This window comes from Pseudomonas proteolytica (assembly GCF_007858275.1).
GTDB lineage: Bacteria > Pseudomonadota > Gammaproteobacteria > Pseudomonadales > Pseudomonadaceae > Aquipseudomonas > Aquipseudomonas proteolytica.
This window is the reverse complement of the sequence record NZ_VFEV01000005.1, coordinates 1-19,105: the sequence shown is the minus strand read 5'-3', so window position 1 is coordinate 19,105 and position 19,105 is coordinate 1. Positions and strand designations below refer to the sequence as shown.

Annotated in this window: 19 protein-coding genes and 1 pseudogene; 8 read left to right on the top strand and 12 right to left on the bottom strand. The window is 60.8% G+C overall.

Annotated elements, in window-relative coordinates:
* Positions 1-18: 18 nt before the first annotated feature.
* From FIV38_RS05080 to FIV38_RS05060, 5 genes are all read right to left on the bottom strand, one after another.
* Positions 19-399: a RidA family protein gene (locus tag FIV38_RS05080; RefSeq protein ID WP_025130815.1), complete on the bottom strand. Its 381-nt coding sequence runs from the start codon at positions 397-399 to the stop codon at positions 19-21.
* Positions 400-437: 38 nt separating this feature from the next.
* Positions 438-2,543 carry a bifunctional GTP diphosphokinase/guanosine-3',5'-bis pyrophosphate 3'-pyrophosphohydrolase gene (spoT, locus tag FIV38_RS05075; protein ID WP_029289828.1) on the bottom strand — a complete coding sequence of 702 codons (2,106 nt, stop codon included), beginning with the start codon at positions 2,541-2,543 and terminating at the stop codon, positions 438-440.
* A 60-nt stretch (positions 2,544-2,603) separates the two neighbouring features.
* Positions 2,604-2,867, bottom strand: a complete 264-nt coding sequence (gene rpoZ, locus FIV38_RS05070) for a DNA-directed RNA polymerase subunit omega (protein WP_003176920.1) — start codon at positions 2,865-2,867, stop codon at positions 2,604-2,606.
* 167 nt (positions 2,868-3,034) lie between these two features.
* Entirely contained in the window at positions 3,035-3,655 is a 621-nt protein-coding gene (gene gmk / locus FIV38_RS05065) for a guanylate kinase (protein WP_070994054.1), read from the bottom strand.
* Positions 3,656-3,665: 10 nt separating this feature from the next.
* Positions 3,666-4,529 carry a YicC/YloC family endoribonuclease gene (locus FIV38_RS05060; protein WP_029289822.1) on the bottom strand — a complete coding sequence of 288 codons (864 nt, stop codon included), beginning with the start codon at positions 4,527-4,529 and terminating at the stop codon, positions 3,666-3,668.
* Positions 4,530-4,762: 233 nt separating this feature from the next.
* Here FIV38_RS05060 and rph point away from each other — a divergent pair, with 233 nt between their 5' ends.
* Complete coding sequence (rph, locus tag FIV38_RS05055) at positions 4,763-5,485, top strand: ribonuclease PH (RefSeq protein WP_029289820.1); 723 nt, start codon at positions 4,763-4,765, stop codon at positions 5,483-5,485.
* 23 nt (positions 5,486-5,508) lie between these two features.
* Complete coding sequence (locus tag FIV38_RS05050) at positions 5,509-5,877, top strand: DUF4870 domain-containing protein (protein ID WP_029289818.1); 369 nt, start codon at positions 5,509-5,511, stop codon at positions 5,875-5,877.
* Between the two features lie 58 nt (positions 5,878-5,935).
* On the opposite strand, the gene FIV38_RS05045 is transcribed toward FIV38_RS05050, so the two are convergent.
* Entirely contained in the window at positions 5,936-6,715 is a 780-nt protein-coding gene (locus FIV38_RS05045) for an exodeoxyribonuclease III (RefSeq protein ID WP_029289816.1), read from the bottom strand.
* Between the two features lie 82 nt (positions 6,716-6,797).
* Between FIV38_RS05045 and pyrE the strand changes: the two genes are divergently transcribed.
* Complete coding sequence (gene pyrE / locus FIV38_RS05040; RefSeq protein ID WP_070994053.1) at positions 6,798-7,442, top strand: orotate phosphoribosyltransferase; 645 nt, start codon at positions 6,798-6,800, stop codon at positions 7,440-7,442.
* 442 nt (positions 7,443-7,884) lie between these two features.
* Here pyrE and argB read toward each other — a convergent pair whose 3' ends face one another.
* From argB to coaBC, 4 genes and pseudogenes are all read right to left on the bottom strand, one after another.
* Entirely contained in the window at positions 7,885-8,790 is a 906-nt protein-coding gene (gene argB, locus FIV38_RS05035) for an acetylglutamate kinase (RefSeq protein ID WP_029289812.1), read from the bottom strand.
* Between the two features lie 21 nt (positions 8,791-8,811).
* Positions 8,812-10,215, bottom strand: a pseudogene (locus FIV38_RS05030) (phosphomannomutase/phosphoglucomutase); the annotation flags it as partial.
* Positions 10,216-10,366: 151 nt separating this feature from the next.
* On the bottom strand, positions 10,367-10,822 hold the full coding sequence (dut, locus tag FIV38_RS05025) for a dUTP diphosphatase (RefSeq protein ID WP_029289808.1): 456 nt from the start codon (positions 10,820-10,822) through the stop codon (positions 10,367-10,369).
* Positions 10,823-10,827: 5 nt separating this feature from the next.
* Positions 10,828-12,036 carry a bifunctional phosphopantothenoylcysteine decarboxylase/phosphopantothenate--cysteine ligase CoaBC gene (gene coaBC / locus FIV38_RS05020; protein ID WP_029289805.1) on the bottom strand — a complete coding sequence of 403 codons (1,209 nt, stop codon included), beginning with the start codon at positions 12,034-12,036 and terminating at the stop codon, positions 10,828-10,830.
* Between the two features lie 131 nt (positions 12,037-12,167).
* Between coaBC and radC the strand changes: the two genes are divergently transcribed.
* Entirely contained in the window at positions 12,168-12,842 is a 675-nt protein-coding gene (radC, locus tag FIV38_RS05015; protein WP_029289803.1) for a RadC family protein, read from the top strand.
* 47 nt (positions 12,843-12,889) lie between these two features.
* Here the strand turns inward: radC and FIV38_RS05010 are convergent, their stop codons facing one another.
* A complete protein-coding gene (locus FIV38_RS05010; RefSeq protein ID WP_029289801.1) occupies positions 12,890-14,482 on the bottom strand; it encodes an ABC transporter substrate-binding protein in 1,593 nt (530 codons plus the stop codon).
* Positions 14,483-14,940: 458 nt separating this feature from the next.
* Between FIV38_RS05010 and rpmB the strand changes: the two genes are divergently transcribed.
* Positions 14,941-15,174: a 50S ribosomal protein L28 gene (rpmB, locus tag FIV38_RS05005; RefSeq protein ID WP_007920377.1), complete on the top strand. Its 234-nt coding sequence runs from the start codon at positions 14,941-14,943 to the stop codon at positions 15,172-15,174.
* Positions 15,175-15,185: 11 nt separating this feature from the next.
* The gene (rpmG, locus tag FIV38_RS05000) at positions 15,186-15,341 is read left to right on the top strand and encodes a 50S ribosomal protein L33 (protein ID WP_003176906.1); all 156 of its coding nucleotides are present in this window, start codon (positions 15,186-15,188) and stop codon (positions 15,339-15,341) included.
* Between the two features lie 79 nt (positions 15,342-15,420).
* Here rpmG and FIV38_RS04995 read toward each other — a convergent pair whose 3' ends face one another.
* A complete protein-coding gene (locus FIV38_RS04995; protein WP_029289794.1) occupies positions 15,421-15,783 on the bottom strand; it encodes a cupin domain-containing protein in 363 nt (120 codons plus the stop codon).
* 228 nt (positions 15,784-16,011) lie between these two features.
* On the opposite strand from FIV38_RS04995, the gene FIV38_RS04990 reads away from it, so the two are divergent.
* Together FIV38_RS04990 and FIV38_RS04985 are read left to right on the top strand one after the other, a co-directional pair.
* Positions 16,012-17,505: an aldehyde dehydrogenase gene (locus FIV38_RS04990; RefSeq protein ID WP_029289792.1), complete on the top strand. Its 1,494-nt coding sequence runs from the start codon at positions 16,012-16,014 to the stop codon at positions 17,503-17,505.
* Positions 17,506-17,688: 183 nt separating this feature from the next.
* Positions 17,689-18,831 (top strand): MFS transporter, encoded by a 1,143-nt coding sequence (locus FIV38_RS04985; RefSeq protein WP_070994050.1) that lies wholly within the window; start codon positions 17,689-17,691, stop codon positions 18,829-18,831.
* Positions 18,832-19,105 lie beyond the last annotated feature (274 nt).

Sequence of the window (19,105 nt, the reverse complement as noted above, 5' to 3'; positions counted from 1 at the left end):
GGGGTTGCGCCGAATGTATTACTCGATGACCAGAATCGCGTCCATCTCAACCTGCGAACCCTTTGGCAGGGCGGCAACGCCAATGGCGGCGCGGGCTGGGTAGGGTTGTTCGAAGTACTTGCCCATGATCTCGTTGACCTTGGCGAAGTGGCTCAGGTCGGTGAGGAAGATGTTCAACTTGACGATGTCCTTGAACGAACCGCCCGCTGCTTCGGCTACCGACTTGAGGTTTTCGAAGACTTGTACGGTCTGGGCTTCGAAGCCTTCAACCAGCTCCATGGTCTTTGGGTCCAGTGGGATCTGGCCGGACATGTAGACGGTGTTGCCCGCCTTGATCGCCTGGGAGTAAGTACCGATGGCGGCAGGTGCCTTGTCGCTGGTGATAACAGTCTTGGTCATGAATGACTCCTTGTAATGTCCGGGCTATAGGGGAGGCGTTATGCGCGCATGCGAGTGATGCGGATAACCCCGGTCAGGGCACGCAGTTTCTTGATCACACGGGCTAGGTGCACACGGTCGTGCACGCTGACCACCAGTTGGACCACGCTGATGCGACCATCGCGTTCGTCCATGCTGATTTTTTCGATATTGCCGTCGGCCGCGTTGACACTGCTGGCCAGCAAGGCGATCAGCCCGCGCTGGTGCTCCAGCTCCACTCGCAGCTCGACGTTGAATTCCCCGGTCACATCCTTGGCCCATGACAACTGGATGCATTTTTCCGGGTTGTGGCGGATTTCACTGATATTGCGGCAGTTATCCAGGTGCACCACCATGCCTTTGCCGGCGGACAGGTGCCCGACAATCGGGTCGCCTGGGATCGGCGTGCAGCACTTGGCGTAGCTGAGGACCAGGCCTTCGGTGCCGCGAATGGCCAGCGGGCCTTCGGGGCTTGGCAACTGCTCGCCTTCGCCCAGCAGGCGACGGGCGACGACATAGGCCATGCGGTTGCCCAGGCCGATATCTTCGAGCAGGTCTTCGATGGTTTCCTGGCGGTACTCGTGGAGGATCGCCTGCACGCGCTCGGCGGGGATCTTCTCCAGGGAGCTGTCAAAGCCGTTGAGTACCTTGTTCAGCAGGCGTTCACCCAGGCTGATGGACTCGGACCGGCGTTGCAGCTTCAGCGCGTGGCGGATGTGGGTGCGCGCCTTGCCGGTGACCACGAAGTTGAGCCACGCCGGATTCGGCCGGGCCCCCGGCGCGCTGACGATCTCCACGGTGGAGCCGCTTTGCAACGGTTCCGACAGCGGGGCCAGGCGACGATTGATCCGGCACGCGATGCAGCTGTTGCCGACGTCGGTGTGAACCGCATAGGCAAAGTCGACCGCCGTGGAGCCCTTGGGCAGCTCCATGATCCGGCCTTTGGGCGTGAACACGTAGACCTCGTCCGGGAACAGGTCGATCTTCACGCTTTCGATGAATTCCAGGGAGTTGCCGGCACGTTGCTGCATTTCCAGCACGCCCTTGACCCACTGGCGGGCGCGGGCATGGGTGCCTTTGGGCTGCTCGTCGCCGGTGGATTTGTACAGCCAATGGGCGGCGATGCCGTTATTGGCCATCTCTTCCATTTCCCGGGTGCGGATCTGGATCTCGATCGGCACCCCATGCATGCCAAACAGCGTGGTGTGCAGCGACTGATAGCCGTTTGCCTTGGGGATGGCGATGTAGTCCTTGAAGCGCCCCGGCAGGGGTTTGTACAAATTATGTACAGCGCCCAGCACGCGGTAACAGGTATCGACCTTGTCGACGATGATCCGGAACGCATACACGTCCATGATCTCGTTGAAGGCCCGGCGCTTGCCGCGCATCTTCTTGTAGATGCCGTAGATATGCTTCTGCCGCCCGCTGACTTCGCCTTCAATCTCGTCGATTGCCAGGCAATGGCTCAGGGACTCTTCGATCTTGTTGACGATTTCCTTGCGGTTGCCCCGGGCGCGCTTGACCGCCTGGTAGATGCGCGCCGAACGCATCGGGTGCATGGCCTTGAAGCCGAGGTCTTCGAACTCGATACGAATGGCATGCATGCCCAGCCGGTTGGCGATGGGCGCGTAGATTTCCAGGGTTTCCTTGGCGATGCGCCGGCGTTTTTCACCGGACAGCACTTCCAGCGTGCGCATGTTGTGCAGCCGGTCGGCCAGCTTGACCAGGATTACCCGGATATCCCGGGCCATGGCCATGGCCATCTTCTGGAAGTTTTCCGCCTGGGCCTCGGCCTTGGTCTCGAAGTTCATCTGGGTCAGCTTGCTGACCCCGTCGACCAGGTCGGCCACGGTTTCGCCAAATTGTGCGCTGAGCGCTTCCTTGGCAATACCGGTGTCTTCGATCACGTCATGCAGCATCGCGGCCATCAGGCTTTGATGGTCCATGTGCATGTCGGCAAGAATATTGGCCACCGCAAGAGGATGGGTGACGTACGCCTCGCCGCTACGGCGGCGTTGGCCGTCGTGGGCTTGTTCGGCGTAGAAGTACGCTCGGCGGACCAGGTTGACCTGGTCGGTGCCGAGGTAGGTCGATAAGCGATCGGCGAGGGCGTCTATACTCGGCAAAGTGTTAACTCCTGCCGAAGGCTGTGACCCCGCGCCGTGCTACGTCGACCAGGCATAGGCTTAGACGGCCTCGTTGGACTCGTCCTCGAACGCTGCAAACAGCGGTTCGTCTTCAACGATTTCGGCGTTGGCGATGAACTCGTAGCTCATCAGGCCTTCAGCGATTTCACGCAGGGCTACAACGGTAGGCTTGTCGTTTTCCCACTGGACCAGGGGCTCTTTGCCGCCAGTGGCCAATTGACGGGCACGCTTGGTAGAGAGCATGACCAGCTCAAAGCGGTTATCCACGTGTTCTAGGCAGTCTTCAACGGTTACGCGGGCCATGGTATTCCTCGGAGCGAATGCAAGATGCGCGCTGCCCGGTTGGGCGAGCGGACTCAACAGTTTAAAAAATCACCAGCGTTTAGGGAAGCGCTGATTTTGCGCAGGCCCCGGCAAACACGCTACAAGTGCCAATGTAAGGCCCTTGCAGCGGTTTTGGGAAGAGCCATTCAACCGAGCAGTTCGGCCAACAATTTGCCAAAACGCTGCTGCTGGCGTTTTTGCTGGAGCTGATTGGCGCGGAAAATCGCCTTCAGGTCGTCCAGGGCGTGGGCAAAATCGTCGTTGATGATCAGGTAGTCGTAGTCCACATAGTGGCTCATTTCGCTGACAGCTTCGCGCATGCGCCCGGCGATGACCTCTTCGCTGTCCTGGCCGCGATTGTTCAGGCGCTGGTGCAAGGCTTCCAGGGACGGCGGCAGGATAAAGATCGAACGCGCCTTGGGCATCAATTGGCGGACCTGTTCGGCGCCTTGCCAGTCGATTTCCAGGATCAGGTCGTGGCCTTCGTCCAGGGTCTGCTGCAAGTGGCTCTGGGAGGTGCCATAGAGGTTGCCGAACACTTCGGCGCGCTCCAGGAAGTCACCGTGCTCGATCATCTTCACGAACTCGCTGCGCTCGACGAAGTGATAGTTCACACCGTTCACCTCACCGGGGCGCATGGCGCGGGTGGTGTGGGAGACCGATACGCGGATCTCCGGGTTGGTGTCGGTCAGGGCCTTGACCAAGCTGCTTTTGCCCGCGCCCGAGGGGGCGGAAATGATGTACAGGGTGCCGGTGCTGTGGGTCATGGGAGTTGCCTTACTCAATATTCTGTACTTGTTCGCGCATTTGCTCGATCAACACTTTGAGGTTGACCGCAGCCTGGGTGCTGCGCGGATCGAAGGCTTTGGAGCCCAGTGTATTGGCTTCGCGGTTGAGTTCCTGCATCAGGAAGTCCAGGCGCCGACCAGCGGCACCGGCCGACTTGAGTACGCGACGCACCTCCAGGATATGGGTGCTCAGGCGGTCGAGTTCTTCGGCGACGTCGCTTTTTTGCGCCAGCAGGACCATTTCCTGTTCCAGGCGTACCGGATCGAGGTCGGCCTTCATGTCGGTGAAGCGGTCGAGCACCTTCTGGCGCTGGGTGGCCAGCATTTGTGGCACCAGCTCGCGCAGGGTCACGACGTCTTCTTCGATGGCAGTCAGGCGCTCATTGATCAGGCGGGCCAGTTCGGCGCCTTCGCGCTCACGGCCGGCCTTGAGCTCCTTGAGGCCCTGATTGAACAGGGCCAGGGCTTCGGCGTTCAGTGCCTGCGGGTCAGTGGCGTCAGCCACCAGTACGCCGGGCCAGGCCAGGACTTCCAGGGGGTTCAGTGCCGCCGGCTGCTTGATCAGGCTGGCAATGGTTTCAGCGGCAGCGACCAACTGTGCAGCGCGCTCGCGATCAACCTGCAGTGGCTTGCCGGTGGTTTCCTCGGTAAAGCGCAGGGTGCATTCCAGCTTGCCGCGTGAGATTCCCGCGCGCAGGGCTTCGCGCACGACGCCTTCAAGGTCGCGAAAGGACTCGGGCAGGCGCAGGTGCGGCTCCAGGTAGCGGCTGTTGACCGAGCGCAACTCCCAGCTCAGGGTGCCTTGGGCGCCGGCTTTTTCGACGCGGGCGAAGGCGGTCATGCTATGCACCATGGAGGTACCTCGCGATACAGTCCCGCAAACGGGCGGGCTGGTAGGTAGATTGAAGCCGACTGGCTGCGAAGGCGCAGGATTGTAGCGCAACGGGGCAAGCTCCCCCAAATGCTGGCTGTGACAAAGGGTGCCCAGGGCCGCCCTTTGGTAACCGAATTTATTAGCAGTGCCGCGAAGCGGCCTGCGGCTCTATAATGCTCGGCAGTTTTTCGTCCTCAGTACAGGTATCCCCTATGAAACGTCCAAGTGGTCGCGCTGCCGATCAGCTCCGCTCGATCCGCATCACCCGCAACTACACCAAACACGCCGAGGGATCTGTACTGGTCGAGTTCGGCGATACCAAGGTCATCTGCACCGTCAGCGTTGAAAACGGCGTGCCGCGTTTCCTCAAGGGCCAGGGCCAGGGTTGGTTGACCGCCGAATACGGCATGTTGCCGCGCGCCACTGGCGAGCGTAACCAGCGTGAAGCCAGCCGTGGCAAGCAGGGCGGTCGCACCCTGGAGATCCAGCGCCTGATCGGCCGTTCCCTGCGCGCTGCGCTGGACATGTCCAAGCTGGGCGACGTCACCCTGTACGTCGACTGCGATGTGATCCAGGCCGACGGCGGCACCCGCACCGCGTCCATCACTGGCGCCATGGTCGCGCTGGTCGATGCGCTGAAAGTGATCAAGAAGCGCGGCGGCCTGAAAGGCGGCGACCCGCTCAAGCAGATGATTGCAGCTGTATCGGTGGGCATGTACCAGGGCGAGCCTGTGCTGGACCTGGACTACCTGGAAGATTCGGCGGCCGAGACCGACCTGAACGTGGTCATGACCAGCACCGGTGGGTTCATCGAAGTGCAGGGCACCGCCGAAGGCGCGCCGTTCCAGCCAGCAGACCTGAACGCCATGCTGGCCCTGGCCCAGAAAGGCATGAGCGAAATCTTCGAACTACAGACCGCCGCACTGGCTGACTGAAACCCGCCTCAAGGAGCAACGCCATGAGTGACAACCAGCTTCCTGTGCCAGCCCAGACCAAGGAAGTGCGCCAGTGGGCCATGCTCTGTCACTTCGCGGCGTTCCTTGGCCTGGTGTTCCCCTTTGGCAGTGTGCTGGGGCCTTTGATCCTGTGGCAGGTGAAGAAGGACATGGACCCGCTGATCGATGATCAGGGCAAGGAAGCGCTGAACTTCCAGCTGACCGTGGCCATTGCCTGGCTGGTCTGCTTTGTCCTGGGTTTTGTGATCATTGGTTTCCTGATGATGGCGGTGCTGGTGATTGCCGCGTTGGTGCTGACCATCATTGGGGGCATCAAGGCCAATAAAGGCATTGCCTACCGTTACCCGTGCACATGGCGATTGATCAAATAATGATCGCCCACAAAAAAACCGACAGCGATGTCGGTTTTTTTGTACCTGGAACATGACCTCAGATGGTCAAGGTCCAGTCGTAATCCACGATCAACGGCGCGTGTTGCGAGAAGCGCGGTTGACGCGGCAGCCGTGCGCTGCGGACAAACCGGCGCAGGCCGGGGGTCAGCAGTTGGTAGTCAAAACGCCAGCCCAGGTTGAGCATCTCGGCCTGTTCGTTGTCCGGCCACCAGCTGTACTGGTCACCTTCACGGCTGACTTCACGCAGGGCATCTACATAGCCCATGTTGCCGACAATCTCGTCCATCCAGGCCCGTTCCGGCGCCAGGAAGCCCGGGGATTGCTGGCTGTCGCGCCAGTTCTTGATATCCAGCTTCTGTTGCGCCACGTACAGCGAGCCACAATAAATGTACTCGCGGCGTTTGCGTCGCTGTTTATCCAGATAACGGGCGAAATCGTCCATTAGCTTGAACTTCTGGTTCAAGTCTTCATCGCCGTTCATCCCCGAAGGGAGCAGCAAGGTAGCAATACTGACTTTGTCGAAATCGGCTTGCAGGTAGCGCCCGTAGCGATCGGCTGTCTCGAAGCCGAGGCCGCTGATGACCGCCTTGGGTTGCAACCGTGAATACAGAGCCACGCCACCTTGGGCAGGGACTTCGGCATCACAGGCATAAAGGAAGTAGCCATCCAGTTGGAAGGCTGGGTCGTCCAGTTCAAAGGCGGAGGCGCGCGTGTCCTGCAGGCAGATGACGTCGGCATTCTGGGCTTGCAGCCAACTGAGCAAACCACGCTCGACTGCAGCCTGAATACCATTAACGTTCACACTGATGATCCGCATAAATGGCCCCAAAAATCGCGTGCGTGTATGATACACGCCGTCTACCTATTTAGCTAAATCCGTGGTATCTGAGGCTTTTTTCATGCAGGCGTATCAACGCGATTTCATTCGTTTTGCCATCGATCGCGGGGTTTTGCGCTTCGGTGAGTTCACCCTCAAGTCCGGGCGCACCAGCCCATACTTCTTCAATGCCGGCCTGTTCAACTCGGGTTCTGCCCTGGCGCAGTTGGGGCGTTTCTACGCTGCCGCCATCGTTGAAAGCGGCATTTCCTTCGACGTGCTGTTTGGCCCGGCCTACAAAGGCATTCCGTTGGCTGCCGCCACCGCGGTGGCCCTGGCTGAACATCACGACCGGGATCTGCCATGGTGCTTCAACCGCAAGGAAGCCAAGGCCCACGGCGAAGGCGGCAGCCTGGTCGGCGCTCCGTTGACCGGTGATGTGCTGATCATCGACGACGTGATCACCGCCGGCACCGCGATCCGCGAAGTGATGCAGATCATTGCATCCCAGGATGGCGCCAAGGCCGCTGGCGTGTTGATCGCGCTGAACCGCCAGGAGCGTGGCAACGGTGAGTTGTCGGCGATCCAGGAAGTGGAGCGTGACTTCGCAATCCCGGTGGTGAGTATTGTCTCGCTGAACCAGGTATTGCAGTTCCTCGAAGACGACCCACAGCTCAAGCAACACCTGCCGGCTGTACGGGCGTACCGCGAGCAGTTTGGCGTCTGACACAACCCCCTTGTAGCTGATGAGCTCGTGTAGGAGCGAGCTTGCTCGCGATGGCGGTAGTACATTCAACACTGATGTTGACTGACAAGCCCTCATCGCGGCATAGGTATCTACACAACTTTCAGAAACTGACGAACTTTCCTGTGGCGAGCGGGCTTGCCCCGCGCTGGGCTGCGAAGCAGCCCCAAAACCAGCCGCTGCGGTGTATCTGGTACAACGCATTTGGCTTATTGGGGCTGCTTCGCAGCCCAGCGCGGGGCAAGCCCGCTCGCCACAACTGCGCTATTTGCCTGGATCTAGGCGTTGCGGCAAAGTTGTGTAGATACCTATGCTCATCGCGGGCAAGCCCGCTCCTACAGGGGATCTCCACAAGGCTGCAGGTCGGCGCACATAAAAAAGCCCCCGTTCAATCAGGTTGAACGGGGGCTTTTTGTTTCAGCGGTCAGGGACGCTTGCGATTGCTGATCAGCGTGCCCATGCCGGTATCAGTGAAGATTTCCAGCAACACCGCGTTCGGCACCCGGCCATCGATGATCAGCGAGCTGCCTACGCCACCTTGCACGGCTTCCAGTGCGCAGCGGATCTTCGGCAGCATGCCGCCGTAGATGGTGCCGTCGGCGATCAAATCGTCGACCTGCTGGGTAGTCAGGCCGGTCAGGACCTTGCCTTCCTTGTCCATCAGGCCGGCAATGTTGGTCAGCAGCATCAGCTTCTCGGCCTTCAGGGCCTCGGCTACTTTACCGGCGACCAGGTCGGCGTTGATGTTGTAGGACTCACCATTGGCACCCACGCCGATCGGCGCGATCACCGGAATGAAGTCACCCTTGACCAGCAGGTTCAGCAAGTCGGTGTTGATGCCGATCACTTCGCCTACCTGGCCAATGTCGATGATTTCCGGCTGGGTCATCTCCGGGGTCTTGCGGGTCACGGTGAGTTTCTTCGCCCGGATCAGCTCGGCGTCCTTGCCGGTCAGGCCGATGGCGCTGCCGCCATGACGGTTGATCAGGTTGACGATGTCTTTGTTCACCTGGCCGCCAAGGACCATCTCCACCACGTCCATGGTCTGCGCATCGGTGACGCGCATACCGTCGATGAAGTGACTCTCGATGGACAAGCGCTTGAGCAGGTCACCGATCTGCGGGCCGCCGCCGTGGACCACCACCGGGTTGATCCCGACGGCTTTCATCAGCACGATGTCGCGGGCAAAGCCGGTTTTCAGCTCGTCGCTTTCCATGGCATTGCCGCCGTACTTGATCACCAGCGTCTTGCCGACGTAGCGTCGAATGTAAGGCAGCGCTTCGGAAAGGACCTTGGCGGTGTTGGCGGCGGCTTCGCGTTCGAGGGTCATTCAGGGCTCCGGGGCAAATAATCAGAACGGTAGTTGGAGATCAGGGGCAACACGTTTCAACTGGGCGTGGAACACGTCCTTGATGCGCTGCAACTCGGCCTCGGTATCCGCCTCGAAACGCAGGACCAGCACCGGTGTGGTGTTGGACGCGCGAACCAGGCCCCAGCCTTCGGCATAATCGACTCGCACACCATCAATGGTGGTCAGGTTGGCGCCTTCACCCCATTGCGCATCGTGCAGTGCGTCAATGATGCTGAATTTGCTCTCTTCGGTCACATGGATATTGATTTCCGGCGTAGAAATATCGTTCGGGAAGGTCTCGAACAGATCCTCGGCGCTGGATTTCTCCTTGCTGAGGATCTCCAGCAGACGTGCGGCACTGTAGATGCCGTCGTCGAAACCGAACCAGCGCTCCTTGAAGAACACATGGCCGCTCATTTCGCCCGCCAGCAGGGCGCCGGTTTCCTTCATTTTCTTTTTGATCAGCGAGTGACCGGTCTTCCACATCAGTGGGCGGCCACCGTATTCCGTGATCAGCGGTGTGAGGCGACGGGTGCACTTCACGTCGAAAATAATCTCGGCGCCTGGGTTGCGCGCCACCACGTCGCGGGCGAACAGCATCAGCAGGCGATCGGGGAACACGATGCTGCCGGTGTTGGTCACCACGCCCACGCGGTCGCCATCGCCATCGAAGGCCAGGCCGACATCGGCGCCCACTTCTTCGACCTTGGCGATCAGGTCCACCAGGTTTTCAGGCTTGCCCGGGTCCGGGTGATGGTTGGGGAAGTGGCCGTCGACGTCGCAGAACAGCGGGATCACTTCGCAGTTCAGGGCTTCGAGCAGTTGCGGGGCGATCACGCCGGCGGCGCCGTTACCGCAGTCCACCACGACCTTCAGGCGACGCTCAAGCTTGACGTCCCGGGTGATTTCGTCGGAATAGCGCTGGAGGATATCGACCTTGGTGATGCTGCCTTTGCCGCTGGTCAGGTCATTGGTTTTCAGGCGCGTGTGCAGGGCCTGGATCTGTTCGTTGGCCAGGGTGTCGCCAGCGATCACGATCTTGAAGCCGTTGTAGTCCGACGGGTTGTGGCTGCCGGTGAGCATGACGCCCGACTTGCCGGCCAGCACGTTGGCGGCGTAGTACAGCGCCGGTGTCGGCACCAGGCCGACGTCGCTGACATGGCAGCCGCTGTCGGCCAGGCCCTGGATCAGGCGTTCCACCAGCTCGGGGCCGGACAGGCGGCCATCACGGCCTACCGAGACGTTGGGTTCGCCCTGGGCCAGGCTTTGGGAGCCGATGGCGCGGCCGATCCAGTAGGCGGTTTCGGCGGTCAGGGTTTTCGGGACGACGCCACGGATGTCGTAGGCGCGGAAAATACTGTCGGGAAACGTCGGTGCGACTGGGGCTGCGTTGCTCATCACTGGGAAAACTCCATCGATACGGGGCGGACAGGCCTGAATATGGCGACCGGCAGGCTCAAACTGAAGGGTAAGACGGCGTTTTTGGCCTAGAGTTCGTGGTGCGAAAATGCCATCGGGGCATGCCGGGCGCGGAGCCCGGCATGCCTGAGCGTAGTCAGTGGCTGCCGGAATGCCCGAAACCGCCTGCGCCACGCTGGGTTTCGTCGAACTCGGTCACCAGTTCGAAATGCGCCTGCACCACCGGTACCAGCACCAGTTGGGCGATACGTTCGCCAACGGCGATATTGAAGGCGGTCTGGCCACGGTTCCAGCACGAGACCATCAGTTCGCCCTGGTAATCGGAGTCGATCAGGCCAACGAGATTGCCCAGGACGATCCCGTGTTTGTGGCCCAGGCCCGAGCGCGGCAGGATCAGCGCGGCCAGGCCGGGATCGCCGACGTAGATCGACAGGCCGGTGGGGATCAGCAGGGTCTGGCCCGGCTCAAGCACGGTGTCCTGCTTGAGCATGGCGCGCAGGTCCAGGCCGGCGGAGCCCGGTGTGGCGTAGGCCGGCAGTGGGAATTCGCTGCCGATGCGGGGGTCGAGGATCTTGGCTTGCAAAGCGTGCATGGAAATTAAACCTGGTTCAGCCGTTGGGCGATAAAAGAGATCAGTTGGCGGGCAATCTTGCCCTTGCTGGTCTGGGCGAAAAGGGTCGCGTGCAGTTCGCGGTCGATCACGCTGCAGGCGTTTTCCTCGCTGTTGAAACCGATGCTCGGGTTGGCGACATCATTGGCAACGATCAGGTCGAGGTTTTTGTCTTTCAGTTTGCGTGCGGCGTAGTCCAGCAGGTTTTCGGTTTCGGCGGCGAAACCGACGCTGAACGGACGATCCGCGCGGGTGGCGATGGTGGCCAAAATATCCGGGTTGCGGACCATTTGCAGGAGCAGGCCGTCGCCGCTTGTAGGGTCTTTCTTGAGTTTTTGCGGCGCAACTACTTCCGGACGGTAGTCTGCGACCGCTGCCGAGGCGATAAACACATCGCAGGGAATCGCCGCCTCACAGGCCGCAAGCATGTCACGGGCGCTGACTACGTCGATGCGGGTGACCCGATCCGGGGTCGGCAGGTGCACCGGGCCGGTGATCAGGGTCACGCGTGCGCCTGCCTCAACCGCCGCTTCAGCCAGGGCAAAGCCCATTTTCCCTGAGCTATGGTTGGTGATGTAGCGCACCGGGTCGATGTTTTCCTGGGTCGGGCCGGCGGTGATCAGCACGTGCTTGCCGGTCAGGGCCAGGTGCTGGAAACACTCGGCGGCGCACAGCGCCAGGTCGGTGGCTTCGAGCATGCGGCCCAGACCTACGTCGCCACAGGCCTGGCTGCCGGAGGCCGGGCCGAAGACCTTGAGGCCACGGCTTTGCAGCAATTGGGTGTTGGCCTGGGTGGCGGGGTCGCGCCACATGGCCTGGTTCATCGCCGGGGCGATGGCGACAGTGGCGTCGGTGGCCAGTACCAGCGTGGTCAGCAAGTCGTCGGCAATGCCTTGGGCGAGGCGCGCAATCAGGTCGGCGGTGGCGGGTGCGATCAGCACCAGGTCGGCCCATTTGGCCAGCTCGATATGGCCCATGGCAGCTTCGGCCGCCGGGTCCAGCAGGTCCAGGTGAACCGGGTGGCCGGACAGCGCCTGCATGGTCAGCGGGGTAATGAACTCACTGCCGCCACGGGTCATGACCACGCGCACTTCGGCGCCTTGGTCCAGGAGCCTGCGAACCAGCTCTGCGCTCTTGTAGGCGGCAATGCCGCCGCCGACGCCGAGAACGATGCGTTTCCGATACAGACGCTGCATTGGTTTGCCTTTCCAGTTCAGTGATGGCGTTGCGATCCCCCCTCCCCAGGAGAAATCGCGCGCAAAAAAGAGGGGCTAAGATAACACAGCGTCCGCCATGCAACAGCGGCGCACATGCACAGGGAGGTGGCATGAGTATTCGCAATTGGCCTGCGGCGGAGCGTCCGCGGGAGAGGCTTTTGGAGTTGGGCGCGGCGAGTCTTTCGGATGCCGAGTTGCTGGCGATATTCCTGCGCACCGGCGTCTCGGGTAAAAGTGCAGTGGATCTGGCGCGTCATCTGCTGGAGCAATTTGGCAGCCTGCGCGCATTGCTGGAGGCCCGGCAGGCCTTATTCATCCAGCATCTGGGGCTGGGGCCGGCTAAATTCGCCCAACTGCAGGCGGTGCTGGAAATGGGTCGGCGCCATCTGGCCGAGCATGTGCGTAATGAGTCGGTGCTGGAAAGCCCGGTGGCGGTGCGTGATTACCTCAAGGCACTTCTACGCCATCAACCCCATGAGATCTTTGGTTGCCTGTTTCTCGATTCAAGGCATCGGGTGCTGGGCTTCGAAGCGTTGTTCCAGGGCTCCATCGACAACGCCACGGTTTACCCACGACAAGTGGTCAAGCGCGCCCTGGACTACAACGCGGCGGCGTTGATCCTGTGCCACAACCACCCCTCCGGGAATGCCGAGCCGAGCATCGCTGATCGAAAATTGACCAAAGTGCTGCAAAAAGCCCTGGATCTGGTGGATGTGCGGGTACTCGACCACATTATCGTCGGCGACGGCGATCCGCTGTCGATGGCCGAATATGGCTGGATATAACGCAATCCCGTGTAGGAGCCGGCAAGCTGGCTCCTACACACGAAGGGTCAGGGGGTGACGCTGACTTTGGAGAAGTCCTGGCGCCCAAACGGGCTGACCTGATACCCCTCGACATTCTTGCGTGTCAGGGCAAAGGCCGTCGGATGGGCCAGTGGCAACCACAGCGCCTGCTGCTGGATCTGCGCCTGCGCCTGTTGGTAGAGCTTGCTGCGCACGCCTTGCTCGTTGGTGGTCTTGCCGGCACTGATCAGCTTGTCCAGCGCCGGGTCGCAGTAACGGGCGAAGTTGGTGCCGGATTTGACCGCCGCGCAGGAAAACTGCGGGGTCAGGAAGTTATCCGGGTCGCCGTTGTCGCCGGCCCAGCCCATGAACAACAGATCGTGCTCGCCGGCCTTGGCGCGGCGGATCAGCTCGCCCCATTCGATCACACGGATCTCTGCCTGGATGCCGATCTTGGCCAGATCTGCCTGCAACAGCTGGGCGCCCAGGCTTGGGTTGGGATTGAGCAGGCTGCCGGATGGCCGGGTCCAGATAGTGGTCTTGAAACCGTCCTTGAGCCCGGCGCGATCCAGCAGCCCCTTGGCCTTGGCAATGTCCTGTGGATAACCCGGCAACTCCTTGGCAAAGCTCCAGGTATTGGGCGGGTAAGGCCCATTGGCAGCTTCGGCGGTGCCTTCAAACACGGCCTTGAGGTAGCTGGCCTTGTCGAAGGCCAGGTTGATTGCCTGGCGCACTTCGGGTTTGTCCAGTGGCGGGTGCTGGCTATTGATGGCGACGAAAGCCGTCATGAAGGCAGCAGTTTTTTCCACCTTGAGTGCAGGATCCTTTTGCGCTTCACCGATATCCAGGGGCTTGGGTGACAAGGCGATCTGACATTCGTCCCGGCGCAGTTTCTGCAGGCGCACATTGGCGTCCGTGGTGATAGCAAAGATCAAGTTATCCACAGCCGGCTTGCCGGCAAAATAATCCGGGTTGGCCTTGTAGCGGATGGCCGCATCTTTCTGGAAGCGCCCGAACACGAACGGCCCGGTGCCGATGGGTTGGCTATTGAGCTTTTCCGGGGTACCGGCCTTGAGCAGCTTGTCGGCGTATTCGGCGGGGTAGATCGAGGCAAAGCCCATGCTCAGCGCGGCGAGGAAGGTGGAATCGGCGTGATCCAGGGTAAAACGCACGGTCAGCGGGTCAAGGGCGTCGATCTTCTTGATCAGCGCTGGCAGTTGCAGCGACTGGGCGTGGGGGAAGCCGCTCTGGGCGATCTTGTGCCAGGGGTTGGCCGGGTCGAGCATGCGCTCGAAGCTGAAACGCACGTCTTCAGCCGTGAGGCTGCGGCTTGGGTTGAAATACGCAGTGCGGTGGAATTTGACGTCCGGGTGCAATTTAAAGGTATAGGTCAGGCCGTCCGGCGAGACTTCCCAACTGTCGGCCAGGCTCGGTACCAGCTTGCCGCTCGCGGCATCGAAGTCCACCAGGCGGTTCATCAGCACATCCGCCGAGGCGTTGGTGGTGGTCAGCGAGTTGTATTGCACCACGTCAAACCCTTCGGGGCTGGCCTCGGTGCAGACGCTCAGCGTAGAGGCTGCCTGGGCCAGTGGGGCGAGGAAGAGCGGGGCGAGCAATAAGGGTAGGGCAGCGAGACGCATGGTCGGTTTCCTTTGCAGATCGGAGGCCCATCTGCGAGTGCAGTCTGGAAAAGTCCTACCGTAGTGGGCTCATTCATAAATGACTAGCCCATTTTTGCCTGTGCATTTACGGCAAATACTGTTTTGATGGCGCTTCAGGTCATTTTGCCCAGGGCCTTGGCCTGCAAGCAGCGGCGACAAATCATTCGGTGCGACGAGCGGTTCTGGAGCACGGCGCCCCACCCTGGCAGCGCTTGAGGCCTGTTCGAGCGAGATTTACAGCGGGAAAAACACACCGGCTGTTGTTGCACTGGGGTCTTTCTGGTATAAAGCAGCGCTCTTTTCTAGGGGCCCGGTTCCTTCACTGTAGGTGTAGCCGGTAAGACCCTTAAAGAAACGCGGCGCCTGGCGCCAAATGACTGAGAGATTAAGCGGCCAACCCATGCCGGGTTGGGCATGTGGTTTTAGAGGGCTGAGGCATGTCGAGAGTCTGTCAAGTTACCGGTAAGGGTCCGGTGACTGGGAATAACATTTCCCACGCAAACAACAAAACCCGTCGTCGTTTCCTGCCAAACCTGCAGCATCACCGCTTCTGGGTTGAAGAAGAGAAACGTTTTGTCCGTCTGCGCGTATCTGCCAAAGGCATGCGCATCATCGACAAGCGTGGCATCACTGTCGTGCTCGCTGAACTGCGCCGCGACGGCAAAATCTAAGGAGCTATATCATGCGTGAATTGATTCGAATGATCTCTAGCGCCGGTACTGGTCACTTCTACACTACCGACAAGAACAAGCGTACTACCCCGGACAAGCTCGAAAAGAAAATGTTCGACCCGCGCGTTCGCAAGCACGTGATCTACAAAGAAGGCAAAATCAAGTAATTGGTTTTCTTTCTTGTGAAAAAACCCGCATCTCACGATGCGGGTTTTTTTTCGTCTTTGAAAAGTCGCGATCGACCGATCAGGCCTTTTCTTCGAACACCACGTAGATCTTGCGGCACGGCTCCAGCACTTCCCAGGTGCCCCTGAAGCCGGCCGGGATGACGAAGCGATCACCGGCGCGCAAGGTCTTGGCGTTGCCGTCGCCATCGCGAAGTACCGAAACCCCCTGCACGATCTCGCAATATTCGTGTTCGGTGTAGTTCACCGTCCATTGCCCGACTTCACCCTCCCACACCCCGGCGTTCATCTGGCCGCACGGGCTGTTGTAGTGGTTGAAGAGCGTCTGCTCGGGGTCGCCCTTGAGGATTTTTTCGGTGGCGGGGCGGTAGCGTTCGGCGGCGGTGTTCGCCTGGCTGAAATCGACGACATCCTGAATGTTCATGCACGTATCCCGTCTAGGCCTGGGGTTGGAGAGCCAAAGTCTATGTTTATTAAAATGAACATCGCAAGGGCGTTTGCGGCCGTTATGTCAAATATATTGAAACATCCCCGGCGGCTGGTTTAGGGTGGCGGGTGCCTCGGACCGAATAGCTGGCTGGCCGGGCAAGCATTTGGAAGGGAACTGGTGATAACGCCGGGCCCTTATATTTAATAAGAGGAGGACACTCGCATGACCACCCTGACCCGTGCCGACTGGGAACAACGCGCCAAGGACCTGAAGATCGAAGGCCGCGCGTATATCAATGGCGAATACACCGCCGCCGTTTCCGGCGACACGTTCGAATGTCTCAGCCCGGTCGATGGCCGCCTGCTGACCACGGTTGCCAGCTGTGACGTCGCCGACGCCCAGCGCGCCGTGGAAAACGCCCGCGCCACCTTCAACTCCGGTGCCTGGTCACGCCTGGCCCCGGCCAAGCGCAAAGCCACCATGATCCGTTTCGCCGCGCTGCTCAAGGCCAATGCCGAAGAGCTGGCCCTGCTCGAAACCTTGGACATGGGCAAGCCAATCGGTGATTCCCTGGGCATCGACATTCCAGGCGCGGCGCAAGCCCTGAGCTGGAGCGGCGAGGCCATCGACAAGATTTACGACGAAGTCGCCGCCACCCCCCATGACCAACTGGGCCTGGTGACCCGCGAGCCCGTCGGCGTAGTGGCGGCCATCGTGCCGTGGAACTTCCCGCTGATGATGGCCTGCTGGAAACTGGGGCCAGCGCTGTCCACCGGTAACTCGGTTGTCCTCAAACCGTCGGAAAAGTCGCCGCTAACCGCCATCCGCATCGCCGCCCTGGCCGTTGAAGCCGGTATCCCCAAAGGCGTGCTCAACGTGCTGCCGGGCTACGGCCACACCGTGGGCAAGGCGTTGGCGCTGCATATGGACGTCGACACTCTGGTGTTCACCGGTTCTACCAAGATCGCCAAGCAACTGATGATCTACTCCGGCGAGTCGAACATGAAGCGCGTCTGGCTGGAAGCCGGCGGCAAGAGCCCGAACATCGTGTTTGCCGATGCCCCGGACCTGCAAGCCGCTGCCGAATCCGCCGCTGGCGCCATCGCCTTCAACCAGGGCGAAGTCTGCACCGCCGGCTCGCGCCTGCTGGTGGAGCGTTCGATCAAGGACAAATTCCTGCCGATGGTGATCGAGGCCCTCAAGGGCTGGAAGCCGGGCAACCCGCTGGACCCGGCCACCAACGTCGGTGCGCTGGTGGATACCCAGCAGATGAACACCGTGCTGTCGTACATCGAAGCCGGGCACGCCGATGGCGCCAAACTGGTGGCCGGTGGCAAGCGCACCCTGCAGGAAACCGGCGGCACTTACGTCGAGCCGACGATTTTCGACGGTGTGACCAACGCCATGAAGATTGCCCAGGAAGAGATCTTTGGCCCGGTCCTGTCGGTGATCACCTTCGACAGCGCTGAAGAAGCCGTAGCCATCGCCAACGACACGCCTTATGGCCTGGCCGCTGCGGTCTGGACCTCGGATATCTCCAAGGCGCACCTGACCGCCAAAGCGCTGCGCGCCGGTAGCGTGTGGGTCAACCAGTACGATGGCGGCGACATGACCGCGCCGTTCGGCGGGTTCAAGCAGTCGGGCAACGGTCGCGACAAGTCGCTGCACGCGTTCGACAAGTACACCGAACTGAAGGCAACCTGGATCAAGCTGTAAGCAACCCCGCTGATCCCCTGTAGGAGCGAGCTTGTGTGGGAGCTGGCTTGCCTGCGATAGCATCACCTCGGTGCAACTGATGTACCGAGGTGCCAGCATCGCGGGCAAGCCCGGCTCCCACACAAGCTCGCTCCTACAGTTCGTTTTACCGTCCACAAATGAGTTATCCACAGGAGCGTGGCAATGCGTTGGGCGACTTACTTTGCCGTCCTGGCTTCAGTACTCAGCGTCGGCCTTGCCCTGGGCGTCAGCATGCCGTTGGTGTCCCTGCGCCTGGAAAGCTGGGGCTATGGCAACTTTGCTATCGGCATCATGGCGGCGATGCCAGCGTTCGGTGTGTTGTTGGGCGCCAAGGTGTCGAGCCGCCTGGCTTCCTGGCTGGGCACGGCAAATCTGATGCGCCTGTGCCTGTGGGCCGGGGCGGTTTCCATCGGGTTGCTGGCGGTATTGCCCAGCTATCCGGTGTGGCTGGTGCTGCGGTTGATGATCGGGGTGATCCTGACCATTGTGTTTATCCTCGGCGAAAGCTGGATCAACCAACTGGTGGTGGAGCAGTGGCGTGGCCGGCTGGTGGCGCTGTATGGCTGTACCTACGCCCTGAGCCAGCTGTCGGGGCCGTTGTTGCTCGGCGTGCTGGGCACCGATCACGACTATGGCTTCTGGGTTGGCGTCGGCCTGTTGATCGTTGCGCCCTTCCTGCTGCTGGGGCGTAGCGGGGCGCCGACGGCAGAGGCCTTCAGCGTGACCTTTGGCGACTTATGGGGATTTTGCCGGGGCTTGCCGGCGATCGCCTGGGCGGTGGCATTGTTTGCCGCGTTCGAGGCGATGATTCTGACGCTGTTGCCGGTGTATTGCCTGCAACAGGGCTTCACTGCCGAAGTGGCGTTGGCGATGGTCAGCACCGTGGTAGTAGGCGATGCCCTGCTGCAATTGCCGATTGGTGCGCTGGCCGACTACCTGCCCAGGCGCACCCTGTTTCTCGGCTGCGCGGTGCTGTTGCTGCTGTCGAGCCTGGCCATTGCGCCGTTGCTGGATACCTGGCTGATCTGGCCGATCTGGGTCCTGTTCGGTGCCAGTGCGGGGGGCTTGTTCACCTTGTCGTTGATTCTGATCGGCGAGCGCTACCGTGACGATGCGCTGGTGCGAGCCAATGCCCATATTGCTCAGTTGTGGGGGATTGGCTGCCTGATCGGGCCGCTGGTGGCGGGGGCTGGCAGCCAGTGGATCAGCGGGCATGCGTTGCCGTTGTTGATGGCCGCAGGTGCCTTGGGATTGGTGATTCTGTTGTTGCGCCAAGGCGCGTTTGGCCTCGAGCAACCAGCCTGACCTGGAAATGCGATCAAAACTGTGGGAGCTGGCTTGCCTGCGATAGCGGTGTATCAGTAGCAAATGGGCCAACTGACCCACCGCTATCGCAGCGTAGGTATCTACACAACTTTGCCGCAACGCCTAAATCCAGGCAGATAGCGCAGTTGTGGCGAGCGGGCTTGCCCCGCGCTGGGCTGCGAAGCAGCCCTAAAACCAGCCGCTACGGAGTATCTGATACACCGCGTACGGCTTACTGGGGCTGCTTCGCAGCCCAGCGCGGGCGATGCGGCGT

Coding starts and splice junctions, on each gene's coding strand:
- FIV38_RS05080 (WP_025130815.1), bottom strand. CDS start 399: ATGACCAAGACTGTTATCACCAGCGACAAGGCACCTGCCGCCATCGGT.
- rpoZ (WP_003176920.1), bottom strand. CDS start 2,867: ATGGCCCGCGTAACCGTTGAAGACTGCCTAGAACACGTGGATAACCGC.
- gmk (WP_070994054.1), bottom strand. CDS start 3,655: ATGACCCACAGCACCGGCACCCTGTACATCATTTCCGCCCCCTCGGGC.
- FIV38_RS05060 (WP_029289822.1), bottom strand. CDS start 4,529: ATGGTGCATAGCATGACCGCCTTCGCCCGCGTCGAAAAAGCCGGCGCC.
- rph (WP_029289820.1), top strand. CDS start 4,763: ATGAAACGTCCAAGTGGTCGCGCTGCCGATCAGCTCCGCTCGATCCGC.
- FIV38_RS05050 (WP_029289818.1), top strand. CDS start 5,509: ATGAGTGACAACCAGCTTCCTGTGCCAGCCCAGACCAAGGAAGTGCGC.
- FIV38_RS05045 (WP_029289816.1), bottom strand. CDS start 6,715: ATGCGGATCATCAGTGTGAACGTTAATGGTATTCAGGCTGCAGTCGAG.
- pyrE (WP_070994053.1), top strand. CDS start 6,798: ATGCAGGCGTATCAACGCGATTTCATTCGTTTTGCCATCGATCGCGGG.
- argB (WP_029289812.1), bottom strand. CDS start 8,790: ATGACCCTCGAACGCGAAGCCGCCGCCAACACCGCCAAGGTCCTTTCC.
- dut (WP_029289808.1), bottom strand. CDS start 10,822: ATGCACGCTTTGCAAGCCAAGATCCTCGACCCCCGCATCGGCAGCGAA.
- coaBC (WP_029289805.1), bottom strand. CDS start 12,036: ATGCAGCGTCTGTATCGGAAACGCATCGTTCTCGGCGTCGGCGGCGGC.
- radC (WP_029289803.1), top strand. CDS start 12,168: ATGAGTATTCGCAATTGGCCTGCGGCGGAGCGTCCGCGGGAGAGGCTT.
- FIV38_RS05010 (WP_029289801.1), bottom strand. CDS start 14,482: ATGCGTCTCGCTGCCCTACCCTTATTGCTCGCCCCGCTCTTCCTCGCC.
- rpmB (WP_007920377.1), top strand. CDS start 14,941: ATGTCGAGAGTCTGTCAAGTTACCGGTAAGGGTCCGGTGACTGGGAAT.
- rpmG (WP_003176906.1), top strand. CDS start 15,186: ATGCGTGAATTGATTCGAATGATCTCTAGCGCCGGTACTGGTCACTTC.
- FIV38_RS04995 (WP_029289794.1), bottom strand. CDS start 15,783: ATGAACATTCAGGATGTCGTCGATTTCAGCCAGGCGAACACCGCCGCC.
- FIV38_RS04990 (WP_029289792.1), top strand. CDS start 16,012: ATGACCACCCTGACCCGTGCCGACTGGGAACAACGCGCCAAGGACCTG.
- FIV38_RS04985 (WP_070994050.1), top strand. CDS start 17,689: ATGCGTTGGGCGACTTACTTTGCCGTCCTGGCTTCAGTACTCAGCGTC.